Raw genomic sequence first — 18,875 nt, forward strand, 5'->3', positions numbered from 1 at the left:
GGGTCAGTGCCCCTTTCCGCCCGCCGCCGACGGCCGGTGGTCCTTGGCCGTCAGGGCGAACCCGACCGTGTACATCCGGGTGACCGAGCCGTTCGCCGACGTCACCGTGATCGTCCGCGTGGTGAGCTTGGACCCGGTCGAACTGAGCACCTGGCTCCCGTCGGTGACCTTCACCCGCTCGCCGGCCTCCGCGGGCACCGCGGTGACGGTCGGGATCTTGGCGTTCTTCGGCCAGTCGACGACGTAGGTCGCGGTGTCCTTGTCGAACCCGTCGATCGCGGTGCCGCCGACCTTGATGCCGGTGGCGTCCGCGACGCTCGCCTTGGTGGCGTCCGCGACGTTCGTCACGGTGACCGACCCGTCGGCGTTGACCACGACGTCCGCCGTCATCGCCGCCGCCAGGTTGATCCGCTCCCAGCTCGCCTGGCCGTCCGCGGTGAGGTCCAGCGGGTAGCCGGAGTCCGTCGCGGTCTGCTCCAGGACCTGCGTGCGCTGTTCGGTGGTGAGGTTCGGGAACGCCGTGACCAGCAGCGCCGCCGCGTCGGACGGCACCTGCAGGGTCTGGCCGGCCTTGCCGGTGCGGGAGAACCCGTAGCTGAGCCGCTGCGTGTACAGGTCGACGTCCTGCGCGGTGGTCAGCCCGTCGTAGGTGTCGCCCTCGCAGGCTGCGAGCGTGTCGTACCCCTCCTTCTGGCACTGCGCGAGCAGCACGTTCTCGATCTCGGTGTGGGCCTGCGTCAGCAGGGCCGCGAAGTCGGGGTCCGCCCACCGGTGCGCCACGGTGGCCTGGCCGGTGATGCGGCCGCCCATCACGTCGAGCGGGTAGTGGAACCCGAGCACGATGCGGTTGTTGCCGTACTCCGAGGTCCGCGCCAGGATCGACGGCGCCAGCTCCGGCAGCAGCGTGGCGAGGATGGTGCCCGCCTCGTAGCCGCCGTAGGTGTGGCCGCTGGGGTACGAGCCGCTGGTGGCGAGGCTGCTGTACGAGCCGTCCTGCGACTCGTAGATGTCGCCGCCGTCACCGACGAACCCGAGCCGCACGTACGGGCGCAGGTAGTCGTAGTAGTTCTTCGCCGCGTCGTGGGTGTCGATGTCCTGGGTGACCCGGCCGAACAGGGCGTTGGTCTTCGGCAGGTCGCCGCTGCTCAGGGCGTCGCTGTAGATCTTGCCGAGCCTGGAGCCGAGTCCGTCGGCCATCGTGACGGTGGCGCTGTTGTTCGCGTCGATCTCGGCCCGGTCCACCTGGGCCTGCGTGGCGGCGTTGTTGATGCCGACCGCGATCTTGTCGTTCTCCGCGGTCAGCGTGGTGCCGTTCGCCACGGTGGAGTTGGCGCCGAGGGTGCCGGTGCCCAGGTCCTTGATGCCGCTGAGCAGGTCGTTGAAGTAGTCGCTCCCGTCGTCGGTCTTGGGCCACGCGTCGGACGCGTAGTCGGCGTTCAGGGTGTCGGAGGGGAAGGGCGAGGGCGTGTACGACGACGGGTCGGAGCCGTCGTCGTCCGTGGTCGCGGCGTCCGCGGCCGAGGAGGCAGCCGGCGTCGCGGTGGCGGAGGTGGACGTGGCCGAGGTGGCCGCGCTGTCCGCGGAGGTCCCGGCCAGGGTGACCGCGGTCACCGTCGCCGTGTGGGCCTTGGCCGCCTTCTTGGTGGTCAGCAGCGCCGTCGTCGCCGTGCCGGGCACGTGCGCCGTGGTGCCGTCGTCCAGGGTCACGACGTAGCCGAGGACGGGGAACCCGCCGTCGCCGGCCGGCAGCCAGCTCACGCGGACCTGCTTGCCGTGGGTGACGACGCTCGTGACGGTCGGCTGCTGCGGCTTGGCGGTGCCGGTGACCACCGGCGCTGTGGCGGCGCTCTTGGCCGAGGCGCCGACCGCGTTCACCGCCTGGACCTGCGCCCGGTACGACCGGTCGGCCGTCAGCCAGGTGAAGGTGGTGCTGCGGCTGTCCGCGTCCTTGACGGTGGCCTCGTGGCCGTCGTCGAGGCTGATCCGGTACCCGGTGACCGGCGAACCGCCGTCGTCCTCGGGTGCGGACCACACGACGGTCACGCTCGTGCCGGACGCCGTCGCCGACACCGCGCCGGGCACCGCCGGCACCGTCTTCGGCTTGGTGACGAGCGCGGCCTGAGCCTTTTGCAGTGCCGTGTAGCGGGCGGTGAGCGTCGCGTCGGTGGCCTGGCCGTCCGCGACCGCGGTCTTGGCCGCGGTCAGGGCCGTGGTGAACGCCTGCCACGACGCGTCGGTGTAGCGCGCGTCGGTGAGCGCCGACGCGGTCGTGACCAGGGCCTCCAGCTTCAGCCGCGGCAGCGGCACCAGCTGGTCGGCGGCGAGCGTCAACGTACGCGTCTGCGTGTCGACTTCGAGCTGGGTCGCGCCGTCGGCGGCCAGCAGGGCCCGGGCGGCGGCCAGTTCACGCTGGTACACGGCGAAGTCGATCGCGTCGTAGCGCGACGTGTCGTCCGCCAGCCCGGCGTACTGGTCGACCGCCTTGCTCAGCGCGGAGGTGTCCGTCGCCGCCGGGGTGTCCGTATGGCTGAAGGTGACCCGGCCCAGGTTCGCGACGTAGGGGTGCGAGGAGTCCGGGGTCGTGGTCAGCCGCAGGTACACCGCGTGCTTGCCGGTGAGGGACTTCGGCAGCGTGACGCTGGTGGTGCCGCCCGAGGACCACGCGCTTCCGGTGACCGGCAGCGCGATGGTCGCGTACGGCGTGCCCGGGTCGGCGGAGTCGAAGGAGTCGAGGTAGAGCTCGACGGCCGAACCGGTGCCGCAGCGCGCGGAGTTGTTGACGTAGGTGAGGGTGACGGTGTTCTTCTCGGAGGTACCGAAGTCGATGTCCCCGTACGCGAGCCAGGCGCCGTCGTAGGTGCCGCCGAGGTCGGTGGCCGAACCCGCGTCGCTCCAGCCGGCCGCCTCGCTCTTGAGGGTGCCGCCGCTGCTGGTGGTGAACGCGGTCGCGTCGAAGCCCACCGGGGTGTCGGCGCTGCGGGTCAGGGTCAGCCCGTAGACGTTGGCGACGTACGGCTGGTCGGAGGTCTGGGTGCTGGAGACGAAGTCCGCGTACACGTCCTGGACGCCGGTGAAGACGCTCGGGTCGAGCTGCACGGACGTGGTGGCCACGGTGCCCCAGCCCGAACCGGTGTAGGCCAGCGGGATGTCGACCTTCTTCTCGCCGTCCTTCGCGGCGAGGTGCAGTTCGATGTGGGAGTCCGACGCGGCCCGCGACTGGGGCTTGTCGTAGCTGACGGTCACGGTGTCGGCGCCGTCGCCGAGGTCCGTGCCCTTCCACTCCGCCCACGCGCCGTTCGACACGTTCTCGAAGATGCCGTCCGACAGCTTCAGCGCGAGCGAGCCGTCACCGGTGGCGGTGGCGGTCGGCGCGGTCAGCGAGGCGACCGTGGTGGTGGGCGAGGAGGTGACCGGGTTCGGCGAGAACTGGTACCAGTCGAAGTTCGACACCCAGTCCTGGCCGGCCGGGGCGTGGAAGACGAACGTCGCCTTCGCCGCGCTGAGCAGCACGTCGGGGGCGGTGATCGTGGCCTGGACGGTGGAGTAGTACTGCCAGCCGCCGGTACCCGGCAGCGAGACGGTGCCGACGACCGGCCCGTCGGCGTCGCCGGCGTGGATGTCGACGCTGCTCGGCGCGGCGTCGGTGGCCTGCGAGTTGGCGTACCGGACCGAGATGCTCTGCGGCGCGACGCCGCCGAAGTCCAGCTTGCCGTACTGCTCCCAGGCGCCGTCGGTGACACCGCCGAGGTCGCCGTCGGAGTAGTACGCCTCGGCCTTGAGGCTGGGCCCGTCCTTGCTGTCGGGGCTCTCGGCCTGGAGGACGGCGTAGCCGCCCTCGTCGATGGTGAGCGAGGAGGCCGCGGAGTTCAGGGCGTCCTGCGCGGCCATCAGCGTGCCGGTGCCCGAGGAGGTGTCCGCCAGCACCGAGCGGGCGTGCTCCAGCGCGGTCTGGAACTGGTTCCAGGCGCCCTCCGCGTAGTTGCCGGTGCGGACCAGGGACGCCTGGTCGATGAGCGCGGCGAGCGAGGTGCGGTACACCGCGGCGGCGGAGATGATCAGCGGGTCGGTCGGGGAGACCCCGGTGCCGGTGACCGTCGAGGCCGAGGTGCCGTGGGCGAAGGCCGCGTCGGCGAAGGAGATGCTGTAGCGGGCGTCGACGGTCGCGGTGCCGTTCAGCGTCACCGTCGCCGTCCGGTTGCCGCTGACGGTCAGGTCGGCGGTGACGCCCTTGGGCAGCCCGGTGACGGTGGCCGCGCCGGACTTCGTCAGGCTGGTCCCCTTGCGGGCGGCGAAGACCGCCGGCCCGGACAGGGTCAACTGCACGCTGCCCTTGACGCTGCCGTCCGCGGCGGTGGCCACGGTCGCCGGCTTCGCCGAGACGGTGGTGCCGCCCAGCTGGGTGCCGGTGCTGCCGGTGTCGGTGTCCAGCGAGTACGCGGGCTTGGTGTCGGTGCCCCACTTGGACGGCTTGGCGCCCATCGTGAAGTCCAGCGTGCCGCCCGCGATGATCTGCGAGTAGTCCAGCCACGTGTTGTCGAACTTCGCGCCGTTGAGCTTGGCGGACTGCACGTAGTAGTTGCTCGACGAGACGCCGTCGGCCTTCACGGTGAACTTGCTGCCGTTGGCGTAGGTGATCGTGGTGGAGTCGAAGAACGGGCTGCCGATCTGGAACTGGCTGGAGCCCGCGGTCACCGGGAACAGGCCGAGCGCGGCGGCCACGAACATCGTCGACATGGTGCCGGCGTCGTTGTCCATGGTCGGCAGGAAGCCGTTCGGGGACAGCTTGTACACCTGCGTGTCGATCGGCGGGGTGAACTCACCGCCCGCGCTGGGCGCTTCGTTGGTGGAGCCCGTCGCGATGTACCGGTTCCAGGTGGTGCCGGTGTAGATCGCGCGCACCCACTTCTGCGTCAGGCTCGGCTCGCCGACGTAGTTGAACAGGTACGGGGCCTGGAGGTCGATCTCGTTGGCGTTGGAGTGCAGCATCGTGGAGCCGTCGTCGGCGCTGGAGTCCTCGCCGAACATGTGCTCCACCGCGGCCTTGCCGGCCTTGCTGCCGCCCATCGCCTTGATCAGGCCGCCCATGTCGTAGGCGTCGTACCAGTTGTACTGCCACAGCGTGCCCTGGTAGAGCCCGGCGTCCTCGAACTTCTCGTAGTCCGTGCTCTGCCAGTCGCCGCCGGTGGCACGCGGGGTGAGCAGGCCCACCTTCGTGCCGTCGGAGGCGGTCCAGGCGTCGGACTTCATGAGGTTGTCGATCGCCATCGTGGACTGGGTCCGCAGCTTCTTCGCGTCCGCGTCCTTGCCGAGCGCGGTGGCGATGATGGACAGCGCCCACTGGTCGTAGCCGCGCTGCACAGTGCTGCCGGGGTCACCGCTGATGTACCCCTGGCGCAGCTGCGCGCCGGTGTAGTAGCCGGCGAGCGACTCCAGCGCGGGGTACGCCTCGTCGAGCCGGTCGAAGTTCTTGTAGCCCTTCGACAGCGCGTCGGCGATCACCACCTCCGAGCGCTCCCAGCGCACCGACGGCACCGACTGGGTGAGGCTGCTCAGGCTCTTGCCGGAGGTGTGCGCGTCGGCGAACAGCTCGATCAGCGACTGCACCATGTCCCGGTAGGTGGCCGGGTCGACGTACGCCTCCACGGAGTACTTCCGGAAGTCGTCCCAGGTGGACCAGCCGTCGTAGTACGTGAAGCCGTTCGTCTTGTGCACCGCGCCGTCCACGCCGCGGTAGGTGCCGCTGGTGCTGGTGGCGTTCACCGGCAGCCCGTACATCCGGTACAGGTGCGTGTAGAACTCCTTCGTCAGCGTCGACTTGGGGTCCGACGCCGCCGAGGCGTGCACGTCGACCGCGCCGAGGGTGCTGTTCCAGTCCGCCTTGGTCTGCGCGCGGGCCTGGTCGAAGGTGAGGCCGCCGACCTCGTTCTGCTGGTCGGTGACGGCCTGGTCGGTGCTGATCGGCGAGAGCGTGATGCGCAGTTCGACGTCGCCGCCCGCGGACGGGTCGAAGCCGAGCACGGCGCCGGTGTCGGTGCCGTCCTGCGTCGTCGCGTCGCCCAGCGTGCCGTCGCCACCCCAGCTCTTCAGCGAGGTGACGGGCACGTTCGTGGTGGCCGCGTAGTACATCTGGTAGGCGGCGCCGTTGAAGGAGCCGGCGATCAGCCCGGTGATGCGGGTGGTGCCGTCGGCGAGGGTGGTCGCCTTCATCGTCGCGCGGGTGCGGCTGGTGTAGTTGTTCGCCAGGTCCAGGACGAGTTCGGGCTTCGACCCGGCCGGGAAGCTGTAGCGCTCCAGCGCGGTGCGCGTCGTCGCGGTCATCTCCGCGTCGATCGTCCCGCTGTCCTGCGTCACCGAGGAGTCGGTGCCCGACACCGAGCCCAGCCCGACCTGGTAGTAGCCGGGCGTCGCGGTCTCGTCGTCATGGCTGAACGGGTGCGCGTACGTGCTGGTCGCCGGGCGCTTGCTGTACTGCACGGACGTGGGGACGACCAGCAGGTCGCCGCCGCCGCCCGAGCCGCCGACGCCGTCGAGGTCCGTCGCGGTGAACCCGGCGATGTGGCTCTGGTTGTAGTCGTAGCCGGAGTGGTTGCGGTCCGGCGTGGTCATCGGGTTGACCTTGGCGAGGCTGTGCGGCGCCTCCGCGCCCGGCAGGTCGTTGCCGTCGTCGCCGGCGGTCGACACGAACGGGTCGACGAGCTTGGTGTAGTCCGTGCCGGACGAGCCGGTCGACGTGGTGGAGGCCGCGGGGGACGCCGCGGCGGTGCCGGCGCCCGCGAGGGCGGCGACGCCGAGCGTGCCGGCGACCAGCGCGGCGAGGGCCGCGCGTATCGGCCGTCTGCCGCGGCGGTCGCTTCTCGCGAACGCCACCGCGGGCAAGGGTGGTTGGGATCTGGCGTGCATGTCGCCTCTCCGGAGTGCGGCCCGTCCGCATGCCCCGGCGACGGCGGGGACAGCAGACATCGTTGTCAGCCACCAACTCCGGGGCGTGCGGAACGAGACGGATAGGGACGTGCGGGAGCGCCCCGCACGGTTGTGGACGTGTGTCATCACACACCCGGCAGGAGTACAGCGTCTAAACGGAATCCGCACAAGCGGTTTCGCACAACGCTGTGACCTCATCTTTTGCTGTCGGGGCGGTGAGGGGGTGGGCCCGGTGGGTTTGCTGGGCCGGGTGCGGTGGACGGTGCGCGGGGGTGCGGTCCCCGGGGGCGGGGCGGGGGTGCCGTGCCCGGGGGCGGGGCGGGGCGGGGGTGCCGTGCCCGGGGGCGGGGCGGGGGCCGCCGCCCACGTCAGGGAAGGGCCCGCACCATGGCGGTCAGGACCGGCGAGTCGGGCGATGGCCGGCTCACCCCGAGGTCCTGGTACCCCCAGGAGACGTACAGGTCGTGGACCTTGCCGTCCCCCGCCTCGGGGTTGACCATCAAGGTCGCCTGCGGCTCACCGCGTGCGGACAGGAGGCTGTCGTGAATCGCCTTGGACACCCCGGTCTTGCGCCAGGGGACGCGTACGCCTAGTTCCTTGAGGGCCAGCGTCGGAACGGAGGTGACCGACTCGGCGAGGGGCGAGGTGATCCTCTTCCAGTACCGGTCGTCCTGCTCGACGGTGTTGGCGTACGCGTATCCGACGGCTTCGTCCCCGTCGTATCCGATGACGGCCTCCCAGCCCGGCTCGTGCGCGTGACGGGCAAGGCGTTCGGCGTAGCGCTCCACCGAGTAGTGCGGGTCGTGCAACCGGTCCGCCCGCACGTCGGCGTAGAGCTCGATCAATGTGTCCCAGGCCGGTTCGATGTCGTGGAAGTGGCGCAGTTCAAAAGTCCTTGCCGTCACGAGGTGTCCCTTCGCGTCGAGGTGCGGTCGTTCCAGTCCTTCGCCGCCCGGCTGTGCGGTGCCTGGACGGACAACTTGTTGCCGAACTCTTGGAGCATGCGCGCGACGCGCGGGTGTGTGCTCGGTGTGCTGACGGCAGTGGCAACGGCTGCGTCGATGTCGCCCTGGCCCAGTTGGGCGTGCGCGAGGCGGGCGGTCGCAATGGCACGGCTGCGTCTCATGTGCGGGCGGAGACGGGCGATCCCGCGGTGGGCGTGGGCCTCGGCTTGCTCGAAGTCGCCGAGTGCCAGGCACGCGGTGAGAGCGAGGCTTTCGATCTCCGCCTGGTCGTAGAACGCTGTGATCCACGTCGGCCGCTGGGCCTCCGGGTCGGCGCGGCTGTACGCACTCTGCGCACAGCCAATGGCGCGCTCGACGGCCACCGCGTCCTTCGTGAGTCCGAGGATCGCCGCGTGCCGCGCATGCCCGAGGGAGGTGAACATCGGGTCGCGGCGCGCGATGGGCAGTCCCCTGGCCACATCGTTCGCCGCCAATGCATCGACGGGGCGTCCGAGGTGGCGGTAGAGGGTCCCGGCGTGGGACCAGATCCGGAACGTGATCGTCGTGTCCCCGGACATCGCGGCCAAAGTGGAGGCGCGGTCCAGGTAGCGCTGCGCCTCATTGAAGCGGCGGCCGTCGATCGCCGCCCACATCGCACTGGACATGAAGCCCGCCGCGGAGGCATAGAGGTTGTTGCGGACCCGCTGGCCGGCCGAGCCGCGTTGGAGGAGCGACAGGGCTTCACCAGCCAGCGCGCAAGCGCGCGTTTCGGTGCTCACCAGGCCGCCGTACTTGTGGTCTTCGGCAATGATCGACGCGAACTTCGCTTCCAGCCGGGCGACATCGCCGGCACCGACCCTCTTGGGGGCGCCGAGCGAAGGAGCGAGCCCGGCGGTTGCCGTACCGGCGGCCGAGGCGATGAACGTGCGACGCCTCACAGGGTCCTCCTGCCGTGCTGCGGAGCGTGGTGGCTCGAACCCTAAGTCCTCGACGGGGCAACCGAAAACCGCCTCCAGCGCTGCGCATGTGCGGGCGATCGGGCGCACCGTACTGCCGCTCAACAGGTTGCGGATCGTACGGTCGGACACCTCTCCCGGACGCCCTGTGATCTTCAGGATGGCGTCGTTCATCCGGTTCGCGAGCTCTTCCTGCGTCAGGCCCAGATCGGCCATGCGCTTCTTCAGGGTGGCGTTCGCTGCCATGCGCCGAAAGTAACGACACCATTGCGTTCCGCACCAGCGCACGGGTAACGGGACCGCAAAGTTTTCCGGCAGGGCGCACTCAAGGTCAGCGCGTCCTTCCTGCCGCCCGTGCGTCAGCCCCCCGTTCACTGGACACAGCCGTCGTCTGTGGCGATCACAGCGCCCGGAAGGAACGAACGATGAACACCAGCACGGCCACCGAGCCGCCCGAGGCAACGCGTCTGCGTGACAACTGCGTGGACCAGTTAATGGCTGACGGGGTGATCGTGTCGCCTGGCGTCGAGAAAGTAATGCGACGTGTGCCCCGGCACGTGTTCGCGCCGCACGCCTCGCTGGACGACGCGTACTCCCCCTACGCCGCCGTGATCACCAAAGTCGGTGAAAACGGCGTGCAGCTCAGTTCGGTCTCCGCGCCGCAGATCCAGGCCATGATGCTGGAGCAGGCCCGGATCGAGGTCGGCGACCGGGTCCTGGAGATCGGTTCCGGAGGCCTGAACTCCGCCTACCTGGCCGAACTTGTGGGCGAGGAAGGGAATGTCACCAGCGTCGACATCGACCCTGATGTCACCAGCCGCGCCCGCCGGCTCCTCGACGCCCACGGCTACGCCCGGGTCCGCGTGGTCACCGCCGACGCCGCCGAGCCCATCCCCGGCCTCGGCGAGGTCGACGTCATCATGGTGACCGTCGGCGCCTGGGACATCCCGCCCGCGTGGATCGACCGACTCACACCCGATGGCCGACTGGTAGTGCCGCTCCGCCTGCGCGGCCTGACCCGCTCCGTCGCGTTCCGGCGGGTCCCCGACTCCCACGGGGGCCACCTCGAAAGCACCTCCGCACTGGTCTGCGGCTTCGTTGCCATGCAGGGCTCGGACCAGCACGACGAGACACAGATCCTCGTCAACGGCACCCCCGAGATCGCCCTCCGCTTCGACGACGGAGCCCCCGCCGACCCGCATCTGCTCGACAACGCCGTGCGGACGCCGCGCGTCGAGCAGTGGACCGGTGTCACCGTCGCGCTCGGCGAGCCGTTCTCCGGCCTCCAGATGCATCTGGCCATCGACCTGCCCGGGTTCTGCGTCATGTCCGTCGATCCGCAGCTCGACACCGGGACCGTCTCCCCCCGCCACAAGGGCTTCTCGGCCGCCGCCGTAAGCGGCGGCACCTTCGCCTACGTCACCACGCGCCGCACCCCCGACGGTGAACGCTTCGAGTTCGGCGTACACGCCCTCGGTCCGGACGCCCCTACCTTCGCGGACACCGTCGCCGGCAGCGTCCGCGCGTGGGACCGCGAGCACCGTTGCGGCCCCGACCCCCTCATCAGGGTCTACCCGGCCGACACGCCCGACGAGGCGGTTCCGGGTGACCGCGTCATCGGGAAGCGGCACAGCCGGATCTCCCTCTCCTGGCCCCCGGCGTAGTCAGCGGGCGCTCTGCGCGCACTGCCGGAGTTCCGCCGCGATGCCTCAACGGCCAGGTCGTCACAGCACCCACCGACAAGGAAGGACAACAACCATGCCCCCTGCCACCCTGCTGCCGATGGCCCCACCACTGCTGGACGAGGATGACGACTTCGCGCCCCTGGACATCACGGTCGTCGTCAGCACGAAGCTCAACGGCGCGCTGATGTGCGACACCGGCGACGGCTGCGGCAGCACCTGCGCGGACGGCGCGTCCGCATGCGACTCCGCCGTGGGCGACCCCGCCTGATCCGGGCGCTCAGCCGGTGGGCCGCTCGTGCCGTCGGCCCGGCCCACCGGCACCGCCGCCGTTCACCGAAGGAGCCGCCCATGAGATCCCGAGCGAGCGCATACACCTGGCAAGGTCTCGCTCTCCTGCGTGCAAGCACCATGCCGGGCGTGGCTGACGTGCCCCGATCTCTGGACCTCGACGACCCGACGGGCACCCGCCGCTGGTTGGAGCGTATCTGGGGGAATCCCGGGTTCCGCCGCGCGCTGGGCCTCGCATCCCCTGGGCTGAGCACCGCCGTCCGCGAGCTGCTCGGTGATCCGACCCGCAGTGCGAGGGAGGTCCGGCGGGCCGCCTTGTCCACGACCGCATACCTCCTGCGCTGGCACCACCGGTCCACACCGCTCGGTCTCTTCTCCGGTGTGGCCCCGGCGGCTGTCGGGCCGCAACCCGGCGCGCGGTGGCGGGACCAGCACTCCGTGACTGTCCGGGCCGACGGCGAGTGGACCGCCGCGGTGATCAAGCGCCTTCACCGCAGCCCGGAACTTCTGCGACGCCTCCCGCTGTACGCCAACGACGCGGCCCGTCTGCGAGGGGACCGTCTCATCGCCCCGGGGCAGCCTTCCCTTGCATTCGACCGCGTGCTCGGCCCAATCGAGGTGTCGACCCGGAACAGGCCGCCGGTGGCGACTGCGATGGAAGCCGCCCGCACCCCGATCTTCTATGCCGCTCTGCACGCCCATCTGCGAGCCCGGTTCCCGATGGCGCAGAGCGAGCAGATCCACGCCCTGCTCGCCGACCTGGTCGAGCAGCAGTTCCTGCTGACCTCGCTGCCGGCACCGATGACCACGACCGACGCCCTCGGTCATCTGTGCCGGGCGCTGGACACCGTGCACGCCGACGAAGTGGCCGATGTCCAGGAGACCGTCCGAGCCCTGCACGCGATCCGCGAGGACCTGTCTGGGTGCCGGTCGACCCTCGTGACGGAAGGGCTGGCCTCCATCGCCTCCCGCATGACGGCGGTCACCGACGTCACCAACCGGCCTCTGTACGTAAACACGGCCCTGGACTGCGACGTGCAGATCCCACCCGCCGTGATCGAGGATGTCACGGCTGCCGTCACCGCCGTCTACCGGACCACCCCACAGCCGTACGGCCGCTGGGCCTGGCTCGACTACCACAACCGCTTCCGCGAGCGCTACGGCCCCGGCGCCGTCGTGCCGGTGGAAGACCTGGTCGCCGACAGCGGGCTCGGCTTACCGACCGGATACGACGGTGTGGCGCGCGGGAACGTCCCGAAGGCGCGCACAGCACGCGACGACGTCCTACTCGCCCTGGTACAGCGGACTCTCATGGAAGCCCGGGGCGAACTGCTGCTCACCAAGGAGACGGTCGCCGCACTGGAGACCGCAGCCGGTCATGACGAGCGGATACCGGTTCCCCGCGTGGAAGTCGGCTTCGAAGTCCACGCCCCCAGCACCGCTGCCCTTGCACACGGCGACTTCCGAGCGGTGCTTACCGCAATGCCACGGCCGGCCAGCAGTCTGGCAGGGCGATTCGCCCACGCCCTGCCCCCGGACGTGCGCGAGGCACTCTCCACCACATACCCGAGCGCCCCGGAAGGGCTCGACGCACAACTGGCGTTCACCCCTCGGCGAGCCCGCAGCACCAACGTGGCCCGCACCCCGCGCCTGCTGCCCCACGTACTGGAGGTCTCCGGATGGAAGCACGCAGACGACAGCTCCGAGGGGCCCTGCGGGTCGGCTCTTCCCCTTGCGGAGATCGGTGTGACAGCCGATGCCCGCGCACTCCGGCTGGTCCACCTCCCCACCGGCCGGACGATCCACCTTCACGTGATGCACGCCCTCGAAGCCGGTCTCCAGACCCCCGTACTGGCCCGCTTTCTCGCCGAAGTCGGCACGGCCCGCAGCGCCGTCTACGGTCCCTTCGACTTCGGCGCCGCCTCGCGGTTGCCCTACCTGCCACGCGTCCGCCACGGCCGCACCGTCCTCAGACCGGCCCGCTGGCTCCTCACGACTACAGACCTCGCCGGCCGCCGTCAGGCCACCGGAGCGCAGTGGGACACGGCCTTCGACTCGTGGCGGGCACGCATGGCTGTCCCGGACCAGGTAGCCGTCGTCAAGCACGACCAGGTCCTTCCCGTCGACCTGACCCACCCCGTGCACCGCCAACTGGTCCGCGCCCAACTCGGCGGCGCTCACGAGCTGGAGCTGCGGGAGACCCCCGACGGCGATGCCGCCCACGGATGGACAGGCCGTGCCACCGAGTTCTGGATCTCCCTCGCGCTGCCTCATACCCCGCCACCCCGCCTGCCCGTCCCCGTGCGCACGGTCGTCCCCAGCGACCGCCGACTACCGGGCGGGGAAGTGCTCCACGCCCGTGTTCACGCTGACCCGCTGCGTTTCGCAGACATCCTCACCCGCTACGTTCCGCGCCTTCTCACCGCGCTCGACGGCCGCGCCCCGACGTGGTGGTTCAGCCGCCACCGCGACCTCTCCCGTGCCGACGCCGACCAACATCTGGCCTTCACCCTGCATGCCCGACCCGGTGCTCACCGCGAGGTCACAGAAGCCTTCAGCGCCTGGGCCGCAGAGCTGTACGACTTCGGCCTGTCGTCGGGATTCGTCCTGCTCCCCTACCAGCCCCAGACGGGACGGTGGGGCCACGGCGAGGCCATGGATGCCGCGCACCGGCTGTTCGCCAAGGACTCCACCGCCGCGCTCGCGCAACTCGCCGTCGCCGATCGCAATCACCTCCTGCCTCAGGCCCTCGCCGCCGTGAGCGCTCTCCATCTCGCCAGTCGACTTGCTCCCGCCCCGGAGGACGGCTTCCCGCGCCTCGTCGCCGCCCTGCCCCGCGCCACCGGCCCTCTCGACCGGAAGCTGCGCGACCAGACCATGCGCCTGGCCGGTTCCACCACCACAGGCAATCTCACTGAACTCTCCGGCGGGGCACAGCTGGTCGCAGTCTGGCGGTCGCGCGCCGACGCCGCCGACGCCTACCGCCAGGCCCTGGCCAGACAACGGGACCCGTTCACCACCGCCCGGTCCCTGATCCACCAGCACCACCTGCGGGCCTTGAACACCGACCCCGCGAGCGAGGCGGTCACGGTCCGACTGGTGCGATCGGCGGCCCTGCACAATTGGAAGACGACACCATGACGCTTCCTGCGTCCTCCCCCTCCGCCACTGCACTGTTCAGGCAGTTCACCGCCCTGGCACAGGAGAGCGGATCGCACCCGCCAAGCCCCTCCGATGCGGGACAGTCCCTCGCCGCTGGCGCCGCCGGAAGGGCCCTGTTGTTCGTCGAAAGGGCCTGGCACGACCGATCCTGGTGCCGCGCCCATCAGTTGATCGGTGAAGCCGCCGCCGGAGAGATCAACGCAGGCGACACCGGCGGCCTGTTCCTCGGGGCCACCGCCGTCGCGTTTCTCCTGAGCACGACCCCACCCGGCAGGGACCACCTCTACGCCGACGCCCGCACCGCCCTCCACCACCGGGTCACCGCACTCGCCCATCGCCGCGCCGATGCGGCCCACCAACGACTTCGGTGCGGCCTCCCCTTGGCCTTCGCCGACTACGACCTCTTCTACGGCCTCACCGGCATCGGCGCCTATCTCCTGCGCACCGACCCGGGCAGCAGCGCGCTGGGCCACGTCCTGGAATATCTGGTCGCCCTCACGCAGCCTCACACCCTCCACGGGTCCGACCGGCCCGGCTGGTGGGTCCGCCACGATCCCCTCCGCACCCACAGCGACCGCTTCCCCGGGGGGCACGCCAATCTCGGAACCGCCCACGGAATCGCCGGTCCGCTCCTCCTCCTGGCGAAAGCCCTCCGCGCCGGGAACGAGGTCGCAGGCCACCGCACCGCGAACGCGTCATCTGCGACTTCTTGGGCACCTGGCGCCAGGAAGCCCCCGAAGGCCCCTGGTGGCCCACCTACCTGTCTGATGACGACCTTCGGACATGCCGCACTGGGCAGGAAGGTCCCGGCAGGCCGAGCTGGTGCTACGGCACCACCGGCATCGCCCGTGCCGGACAACTCGCTGGAATCGCCCTCCATGACACCGGCCTCCAAGCCTTCTACGAGGACACCCTGTACCGGGCACTGACCGACCAGCACCAGCTCCGCGCCGTGACCGACGCGGGAATCTGCCACGGATGGGCCGGGATCTACCAAACCGCCGTCCGCGCCGCACAGGACGCCAATGACCCCCGCCTGCCGCGCCTGTGCCACCAAGTCGCCGCCTCCCTCGTGACCCACGCCCGCCCCCACAGCAGCAACGGCACCGGGCTCCTGGACGGAGCTACCGGCACGGCTCTCGCCCTGTCGACCCTCGTCGACGGCGAACCCCCAGCCAACGGATGGGACGCATGCCTGCTGATCGACTGAACACCGCACCCGCAAGCATGACCGAACGTGCCGTCCTCGACGTCCTTGCCGGAAACCCGGTGGACGAGGCCGCCGGGTGCCACGGCCTCGCCCCCGACCGTCTCTCCCAGGCCGTGTCCCTCTTCATGGCTGCCGGCCGAGAAGCCCTGGTGCAGCATGCTTCCGCCGACAACTGGTGGCAGATCAACCTCGCCTTCACGGACTCGGCTGCCGGCGACGGTGACTTCGCCACCTATCTCCTCCCCCTCTTGCACGCCACAGCCCCCGCTGACTGGTGGTTCATGCGCAAGCACCCTGGCTACCGGGTGCGTCTCCTGGCCGGACCGTCAGCGAAATCGAGGACGAAGGCGGCCTTGGACCAACTCGTCACCGACGGACGCGTCCGGGAGTGGCGTACCGTCGTGTACGAGCCCGAAACCGTTGCTTTCGGCGGCGAGACGAGCATGCGGATCGCCCACGCTCTCTTCGCGGCCGACAGCCGCCAGATCCAGTTGCTCTCCGGCCAAGGCAGCCGCCCTTCCATCGGCCTCCGTGAGCTGTCCGTCCTCCTGTGCACCGCTTTGATGCGCAGCGCCGGCCTGGAGTGGTACGAGACCGGCGACGTCTGGAACCGCGTCATCACGGTCGAACACCGCACCGCCCGCCCTGACCTGGACCCGACGGTCCTGACCGATCGAGCTCAGCAGATCCGCACACTGCTCCTGGCCGACACCGAGGCGCTCTTCGGACGCGGCGGCCCACTGGGCCGGTTCGAAGACTGGGTGGCAGCCTTCAAAAGCGCTGGGCGTCGCCTGCGCCAGGCCGCCGACCACGGAACACTCGGCCGCGGCCTCCGAAGCATCCTCAGCCTCCATGTGATCTTCCACTGGAACCGTCTCGGCTTCTCCCTCGCTACACAGAGCCACCTCGCCTCCGCGGCTCGAAGCGTGATCTTTGCAGGGTCCGTGCCAGGACCGGGGTGACCCAGTGGGCTCGAACGTGCCGCCGCTCACCCGATTGTGACGACCCGGGCCCACTCCGGAGGCGCCGGAACGTACCCGGGGTCCTCCTCGTCGTCGGCCCGCGGCGGCCGCGGGAAAAGGCCCACCACGGTGCGGCAGGACGGCGCTTCGGCCGGCCACGGCGTCTGCGCGTCGGTGAAGACGACGATCGCGTCCGGCCGCGGCGCCGTCCGCAGCGCCCGCGCGAACCCCGCCCGCAGGTCGGTCCCGCCACCGCCGACCAGCTCGATGCCCTCCGCCCGGCAGATCGGTACCGCGACCCGCGCCGCGGCGTCACAGGAGATCACCGACACCAGGTCCCGCAGCCCGCCCACCGCCCGCACGATCGCCGCCACCTCCAGCAGCGCGCTGCCCAGTTCGGCGTCGCTGACCGAAGCGGAGGTGTCGATGACGACGCAGACCCGCGGCGGCGTACGGCGCAGGCTCGGCAGCAGCACCCCCGGCAGGCTCGCCGAACGCCGCGACGGACGGCGGTAGGTGTGGTCGCCACCGGTGCCGGGGACGCTGACGGCCGAGCGGACCGCCGCCCCCAGCAACTGCCGCCAGGGCTGCGGCGGGTGGAACGCCTGCTCCGCCCAGCGCCGCCACCCCTGCGGCGCGCTGCCCGGCCGGCCCCTGATCGCCTCGGCGACCCGGAAGCGGACCGCGTCCCGCTGCTGCCGGCTCAGACCGTCCGCCCCGCCGGACCCGAGCTCCCACGGCCGCGCGTACCCGTCGGCGCCGCTGCCGCAGTCCAGCCAGGACAGGTCGGCGGCGCCCGACAACGACGCCAGGCCGAGGTACTCCTCCATGAGCAGGCCGTCCCTCAGCCCCAGCATCGCGGGCACCGCGGCGCCCGCGGGCCGCGGCAGGCCGTCGCCGTAGATGTCGTCGTTGATCTCGAAGTCGGCGGCGATGTTCTGCCGCAGCCGCTCCCCCGGGCCGTACGCCTCGTGCTCGTGCGCGTACCGCTCGCCGCGCCCGTGGTGGTCGCGCAGCAGGTGCGCGACCTCGTGCACCCACACGCCCGCCAACTCCTCCACCGGCATGCGCGCGACGAAGCCGGGCGAGACGTAGCAGCGCCAGTGCGCGTCCACCGCCATCGTGGGCACCGACCGGTCCTCGACGATGTGCAGCGCGAACAGCGCGTCGGCCAGATACGGGCGGACCCGCACCGCGTGCAGCCGCGCGGCGAGCAACTTCTCCCGGTCCAGGGGCAGTACGGGCCCGGGCGCGGGCCGCGAACGCGTCGCCGGGCCGGCATGCGGGCGCGGCCCCGGCTTGGGCGTCGGCTTGGGCCCCGGCCCCGGCCCCGTACGCTTCCCGGCCCCCGTCACCACCCCACCCCCGCCGGTCCGGCGTCCCGCTTCGCCTCTTCCGCCCGCTGCCGCCGCACCGACCGGTCCGCCCGGCGGGCGAGGCCGACCACCCCGGCCAGCCGCTCCACCCCTTCGGGCACCTCCCAGTCGTCGTGGCGCAGCGCGGCCAGCGCCGTCGCCGGGCCGACCAGCAGGTCGGGCGCGCCCGTCTCCAGGGCCCGGGCCAGCACCGCCCAACCCGCCTCCCACCGCGCCCGCTCCGGCCGCGCGCCGACCGCGGCCACCACCGACTCCAGGGCCGCCTGCCGCAGGTCACCCCGCTCGGGCAGGTCGGCGCCCGGCGGGTCGGCCAGCAGCAGTTCGGGGTCCGGCAGTTCCATCCGGTCCAGGTGGGCGAGGAGTTCGAGGCCGGGACCGTCGCCGACCGCGCCGCGCACCAGCAGCGCCAGCACGTCCCGGGAGACCCCGGCGGCGGTGCCGAAGGCGAGCAGCGTCAGCGCGGCCTCCCAACTGCGGGGCGACGGCCAGGCGCCGCCGCGCCGTGTCTCGGTGCTCGGCAGGCGGTGGATCAGCGTCGGCCGGGCCTGGAGGAAGCCGCAGACCGCGCGGCGGGCGAACTCCGCCGCTTCCGGCAGCCGTTCGGGCGCCAGCCGGGGCAACTCGGCCCGGGGCCACACGCCGCCGAGGCCGCGCACCACCACCTCGCGGTCGTGCACCCAGTACAGGTGCACGAACCGGTTGGCCAGCGGCGGGCTCAACTCCCAGCCGTCGGCGGCGGACGCGCGCGGGTTGGCGGCGGCCACGATCCGCACTCCCGGAGGCAGCCGGAGGGCGCCGACCCGGCGTTCCAGGACGACCCGCAGCAGGGCGGCCTGGACGGCCGGGGTGGCGGTGGACAGTTCGTCGAGGAAGAGCAGGCCCCGGCCGGCCCGCACCAGGTCGACCGCCCAGCGCGGCGGCGCCATCGGGACCCCGCGCGCCTCGGGGTCCTCTCCCACGATGGGCAGCCCCGCGAAGTCGGACGGCTCGTGGACACTCGCGATCACCGTCGTCAGCGGCAGGTCGAGGCACTCCGCGAGCTGCGTCAGCGCCGCGGTCTTCCCGATGCCGGGCTCGCCCCACAGCAGTACCGGCAGGTCGGCCGCGACCGCCAGCATCAGCGCTTCCAGCTGCTCGTCGGGCCGCGGCTCGGTGGTGGTCGTGCGCAGGAGTCCCAACAACTGCTCGGCAACGTCGAGTTGGGCGTCGGTGTGGCCAGCCGCGCCGGGTACGGACGCGGGTACGGGTACGGACGCGGGTACGGGTACGGGTACGGGTACGGGTACGGGCATGAGGGTGCTGGACGTCATGGGCATCACCTGAGGTCGTGTACGGGGACGGGTCGGCCCGTCCCGGCGGTCGTGGACGTGA

The 18,875-nt window shown here is 71.4% G+C and carries 10 protein-coding genes and 1 pseudogene; 6 read left to right on the top strand and 5 right to left on the bottom strand.

Going from position 1 to position 18,875, the window contains the following annotated elements:
• Positions 1 to 3 precede the first annotated feature (3 nt).
• The 3 genes from AC3EVP_RS28920 to AC3EVP_RS28930 all read right to left on the bottom strand — a co-directional run bounded on the left by AC3EVP_RS28920 (position 4) and on the right by AC3EVP_RS28930 (position 9,067).
• On the bottom strand, positions 4 to 6,900 hold the full coding sequence (locus AC3EVP_RS28920; protein WP_435134882.1) for a glycoside hydrolase domain-containing protein: 6,897 nt from the start codon (positions 6,898 to 6,900) through the stop codon (positions 4 to 6).
• 389 nt (positions 6,901 to 7,289) lie between these two features.
• The gene (locus AC3EVP_RS28925; RefSeq protein WP_435134885.1) at positions 7,290 to 7,826 is read right to left on the bottom strand and encodes a GNAT family N-acetyltransferase; all 537 of its coding nucleotides are present in this window, start codon (positions 7,824 to 7,826) and stop codon (positions 7,290 to 7,292) included.
• Positions 7,823 to 9,067 carry a helix-turn-helix transcriptional regulator gene (locus AC3EVP_RS28930; protein WP_435134887.1) on the bottom strand — a complete coding sequence of 415 codons (1,245 nt, stop codon included), beginning with the start codon at positions 9,065 to 9,067 and terminating at the stop codon, positions 7,823 to 7,825. The genes AC3EVP_RS28925 and AC3EVP_RS28930 overlap by 4 nt, the downstream gene beginning before the upstream one ends.
• 179 nt (positions 9,068 to 9,246) lie before the next feature.
• On the opposite strand from AC3EVP_RS28930, the gene fxlM reads away from it, so the two are divergent.
• The 6 genes and pseudogenes from fxlM (at position 9,247) to AC3EVP_RS28960 (ending at position 16,128) form a co-directional block, all read left to right on the top strand.
• Positions 9,247 to 10,485, top strand: coding sequence for a methyltransferase, FxLD system (fxlM, locus tag AC3EVP_RS28935; protein WP_435134890.1), 1,239 nt, complete (start codon positions 9,247 to 9,249; stop codon positions 10,483 to 10,485).
• A 94-nt stretch (positions 10,486 to 10,579) separates the two neighbouring features.
• The gene (locus AC3EVP_RS28940) at positions 10,580 to 10,774 is read left to right on the top strand and encodes an FxLD family lanthipeptide (RefSeq protein ID WP_435134893.1); all 195 of its coding nucleotides are present in this window, start codon (positions 10,580 to 10,582) and stop codon (positions 10,772 to 10,774) included.
• A gap of 140 nt (positions 10,775 to 10,914) precedes the next feature.
• The gene (locus tag AC3EVP_RS28945; RefSeq protein ID WP_435135009.1) at positions 10,915 to 13,935 is read left to right on the top strand and encodes a lantibiotic dehydratase; all 3,021 of its coding nucleotides are present in this window, start codon (positions 10,915 to 10,917) and stop codon (positions 13,933 to 13,935) included.
• A pseudogene (locus tag AC3EVP_RS28950) lies at positions 13,932 to 14,579 on the top strand (lanthionine synthetase LanC family protein); the annotation flags it as partial. The gene AC3EVP_RS28945 and the pseudogene AC3EVP_RS28950, both read left to right, overlap by 4 nt.
• An 86-nt stretch (positions 14,580 to 14,665) precedes the next feature.
• The gene (locus tag AC3EVP_RS28955) at positions 14,666 to 15,166 is read left to right on the top strand and encodes a lanthionine synthetase LanC family protein (protein WP_435134896.1); all 501 of its coding nucleotides are present in this window, start codon (positions 14,666 to 14,668) and stop codon (positions 15,164 to 15,166) included.
• Complete coding sequence (locus AC3EVP_RS28960; RefSeq protein WP_435134898.1) at positions 15,148 to 16,128, top strand: thiopeptide-type bacteriocin biosynthesis protein; 981 nt, start codon at positions 15,148 to 15,150, stop codon at positions 16,126 to 16,128. Before AC3EVP_RS28955 ends, AC3EVP_RS28960 begins: the two co-directional genes overlap by 19 nt.
• A 26-nt stretch (positions 16,129 to 16,154) precedes the next feature.
• Here the strand turns inward: AC3EVP_RS28960 and AC3EVP_RS28965 are convergent, their stop codons facing one another.
• Together AC3EVP_RS28965 and AC3EVP_RS28970 are read right to left on the bottom strand one after the other, a co-directional pair.
• Complete coding sequence (locus AC3EVP_RS28965; RefSeq protein WP_435134901.1) at positions 16,155 to 17,345, bottom strand: vWA domain-containing protein; 1,191 nt, start codon at positions 17,343 to 17,345, stop codon at positions 16,155 to 16,157.
• Between the two features lie 134 nt (positions 17,346 to 17,479).
• Complete coding sequence (locus AC3EVP_RS28970; protein WP_435134903.1) at positions 17,480 to 18,814, bottom strand: AAA family ATPase; 1,335 nt, start codon at positions 18,812 to 18,814, stop codon at positions 17,480 to 17,482.
• Positions 18,815 to 18,875: the final 61 nt, after the last annotated feature.

Source organism: Actinacidiphila sp. bgisy144, from assembly GCF_057708105.1.

What these genes read in the sequence shown, in the direction of transcription:
- AC3EVP_RS28920 (WP_435134882.1), bottom strand. Translation starts at nt 6,900, where the DNA reads ATGCACGCCAGATCCCAACCACCCTTGCCCGCGGTGGCGTTCGCGAGA.
- AC3EVP_RS28930 (WP_435134887.1), bottom strand. Translation starts at nt 9,067, where the DNA reads ATGGCAGCGAACGCCACCCTGAAGAAGCGCATGGCCGATCTGGGCCTG.
- fxlM (WP_435134890.1), top strand. Translation starts at nt 9,247, where the DNA reads ATGAACACCAGCACGGCCACCGAGCCGCCCGAGGCAACGCGTCTGCGT.
- AC3EVP_RS28940 (WP_435134893.1), top strand. Translation starts at nt 10,580, where the DNA reads ATGCCCCCTGCCACCCTGCTGCCGATGGCCCCACCACTGCTGGACGAG.
- AC3EVP_RS28945 (WP_435135009.1), top strand. Translation starts at nt 10,915, where the DNA reads ATGCCGGGCGTGGCTGACGTGCCCCGATCTCTGGACCTCGACGACCCG.
- AC3EVP_RS28960 (WP_435134898.1), top strand. Translation starts at nt 15,148, where the DNA reads ATGCCTGCTGATCGACTGAACACCGCACCCGCAAGCATGACCGAACGT.
- AC3EVP_RS28970 (WP_435134903.1), bottom strand. Translation starts at nt 18,814, where the DNA reads ATGACGTCCAGCACCCTCATGCCCGTACCCGTACCCGTACCCGTACCC.